This window comes from Methylomagnum sp., assembly GCF_054333355.1.
Genome location: NZ_JBTEKS010000455.1, coordinates 1 through 3,288 on the forward strand (window position 1 = coordinate 1; position 3,288 = coordinate 3,288).

The 3,288-nt window shown below is 65.9% G+C and carries 3 protein-coding genes; 2 read left to right on the top strand and 1 reads right to left on the bottom strand.

The window, feature by feature from the left end; genetic code table 11:
- Positions 1-757: MFS transporter (locus ACXWUF_RS20965; RefSeq protein WP_458496498.1), on the top strand; the 757-nt coding region annotated here is incomplete at its 5' end.
- Positions 758-844: 87 nt separating this feature from the next.
- On the opposite strand, the gene ACXWUF_RS20970 is transcribed toward ACXWUF_RS20965, so the two are convergent.
- A complete protein-coding gene (locus ACXWUF_RS20970; protein WP_458496499.1) occupies positions 845-2,668 on the bottom strand; it encodes an ABC transporter ATP-binding protein in 1,824 nt (607 codons plus the stop codon).
- 382 nt (positions 2,669-3,050) lie between these two features.
- Between ACXWUF_RS20970 and ACXWUF_RS20975 the strand changes: the two genes are divergently transcribed.
- Positions 3,051-3,288: hypothetical protein (locus ACXWUF_RS20975; protein ID WP_458496500.1), on the top strand; the 238-nt coding region annotated here is incomplete at its 3' end.

Consider the following 3,288-nt stretch of genomic DNA (forward strand, 5'->3'; position numbering starts at 1 on the left):
CATCGCCTTCATCGAGGGCGAAGTCCGCCGGGCGGGCAGGCCGCTGGCCCCGGTCGATGAACACAGGGCCATCGAAATCCTCCCGGCCCGGCGGCACGGCTATCTGTCCTTGCTGAGGGTGCTGTTCCGGCGCTATCCGTCCCGTGCGGCGCTGGGCGCGACGCTGATGATCAGCCAGTCCTTCCTGTACAACGCCATCTTCTTCACCTACACCCTGGTGCTGACCCGCTTCTACGGCGTCGATCCCGCCGCGGCGCCTCGCTACCTGCTGGCCTTCGCCGCAGGCAACCTGATGGGGCCGCTGGTCTTGGGAACCCTGTTCGACACCCTGGGCCGCAAGACCATGATCGCGGGCACCTACCTCCTGTCCGGCCTGTTGCTGACGGGCAGCGCTTTCCTATTCAAGGCGGGGGTGTTGAACGCCACCACCCAGACGCTTTGCTGGTCGGCCACCTTCTTTTTCGCCTCCGCCGGGGCCAGCGCGGCCTATCTCACGGTAAGCGAAATCTTTCCGCTGGAAGTGCGGGCCCAGGCCATCGCCGTGTTCTTCGCCATCGCCCAGTGCTTCGGCGCGTTGGGACCGGTGCTGTACGGCCACCTGATAGGGGAGGGCGGGGAGCCGGGCCGGTTGTTCGTCGGCTACCTGGTGGGCGCGGGATTCATGATGGTGGGCGGGATCGTCGAACTGTGGCTGGGTGTCCGTGCGGAGCAGCGGTCGTTGGAGGACATCGCCCGGCCTTTGTCGTCGGTGGAGTAACTAGGGCATTTTCATTTCGGGGTTACACAGCGCTCACCTAGGCCGACTCGGTTTTCAAAACCGAGTCGGCCCTACCGTGCCCGCCATCTACCGCGAAGACCCGGCCACCCTGGCCGTTGGCTCAACCCTGTCCTCTGTCTGCAAGCGCCACATGGATTCAAAAATCCCCTGCCGATGGCGCAATTCCGCAGGATTTCCGTCTTCGACGATGCGCCCCTGATCCAGCACGATGATCCGGTCGAAGGAGGCCACCGTGGACAGCCGATGGGCCACCGCCAGCACGGTGCGGCCCCGCATCAGCTTGGCGAGGGCGCGGTGGATTTCGATCTCCGAGGCCGTGTCCAGGGCCGACGTGGCCTCGTCCAGAATCAGAATCGGCGCGTTCTTCAGAAAGGCGCGGGCGATGCCGATGCGCTGGCGCTGGCCACCGGACAGCTTGACGCCGCGCTCGCCCACCAGGGTGTGGTAGCCCTCCGGCAGGGCGCGGATGAATTCATCGCAATAGGCCTTGCGGGCGGCGGCTTGGACCTCCGCGTCGCTGGCCTCGGGCCGGCCATAGCGGATGTTGTCGAGGATCGAGCGGTGGAACAGCGAAATATCCTGGGGGACCACGGCGATGGCCGCCCGCAGGCTGTCCTGGGCCAGTTCGGTGATGGGCTGACCGTCAATCAATATCCGGCCCCGCCGCGCATCGTCCAATCGCTGCACCAGACCGACCAGGGTGGATTTGCCCGCCCCCGAGGCGCCGATGATGCCGAGCTTCTGGCCGGCGGGGATGTGCAGGTTCAGGTCGTGGAACAAATCGGCGCCGTTGCCGTAGCCGAAACTGACGTGCTCGAAATCGATGGCCCCGCCCAAGGGCACGAAGGCCTCCGCCTCCGGCGCATCCCGCACCGTATGGGCCTGGCCGATGTCGCGGAGGGTTTCGGCGATCAACCCGAGTTGCTGGGTGGTGCCGAACAGGGCGAAGGCCAGGTCGCGGGAGCCGTGCAGGATGCGGAAGGTCAGGGTGCTGACCAGCACCACCTCGCCCGGCGTGATGCGCTGCTCGCTCCAGAGCGTGATGGCCCAGGCTAGCATCGTCCCCGCCATCACCCACAGCAGCAGGTCGTGGAGCACCCGGGTCTTTTCCAGGTACATCCAGCTCCGGCGCTGGCTGTCGGCCTCGGCGGCGAAGTGCGCCGCCAGCTGTGCCCGCTCCCGCCTCCGGGCGGAAAACGCCTTCACCGCCCAGATATTCGCCACCACGTCCACCAGTTCGCCGCCCACCCGCGAGCTCTGCTCGGCGTAGGCGCGATGGATGGGCTCGCCCTGTTTGCCGAACCGCACCACGCCCCCGCCCACGATGGCGACGAACACGCACAACAGCGCCGCCATGGGGCCGTGGACCGTCCCGAGTATCAGCATGGCGCCCAGGAAATCGGTGCAGGGGGGCACCACGCTCCAGGTGAACACGCTGAGCAGCGCCCCGGTGGCCCCGGCGGTCTCGGTGATGCGGTTGCCCAGCGAGCCGGCCAGATGGTCGTTGAAATAGCGCATGGAATGGCCGGACAGGTACTTGAACAGGTCCAGCCGGACATCCACCCCGGTGTCCACCACGGTGCGGCAGCCCAGCCAGCCGCCCAGCCGCCACAGAATGCTTTCGACGCCCACCAGCACGATGAACAGCGCCAGCGGCGTCCACACCGCCCGGCGGGTGCGATCCGGGTCGGCCATGGCGTCCACCAGGTTCTTCATGCCGATCTGCACGCCGATGGCGCAGCCGGCCGCGCCGATCACCAGCAGCAGCAGTCCAACGAAATGCCAGGGTCGGCGCCGCATGTAATGGAGTAGGAAGTACAAGGGCCGCCGCAAATAGCGCGGCTTTTCCTCGGTGGGGGGGGTGGGGGACGGCGGTGTGGTGGTGGACATCTTTCCCTGTTTCCAATGCAGCTTTGCAAGGGTGGCCCGAGGGCGTGCCTTAAAAGCTACGGCGCGGGCCGATGGCGGCCCTTCGACTGAGCCTGTTTTGAGTCCTTCGACGCCGCTCAGGACAGGCCTGCCCTCGATCCGCTCGTGACGCTTTTAAAACACGCTCTGAGTCCATGTCTCGTGGCCTTCCCGGCCAGACAGCATCTTAGAAACGCCTGCCGAAGGGGTGAATAGGGGCGGTCGCTTACCTAGGCGGGAGGGGGGAATCCTCCAAGTTAGGTATTCGTGGAACCGTGCCTGAAAACCCCAAGTCATACAAAATGAGTCGCCCTTAGGCCCGTTGCCTCTGAGTTTCAACTTTCATCCCCCATAAGGAGAGTCCATGGAAAGGACAGCCACCCTCGTTGTGTTTTCGCACCTGCGCTGGAACTGGGTCTGGCAGCGGCCCCAGCACCTTCTATCCCGCCTGGCCCGGAAGCACCCCATCCTGTTCATCGAAGAGCCGGTCCTGTGGGAGGACGGCCAGGGTTCCCACTGGGAACTCAGCGACCCGGCGCCGGGCGTGCGGGTCGCCACCCCATTCACCCCCATTCCCGAGCCAGGCTTCTGCGAGCGCCAAC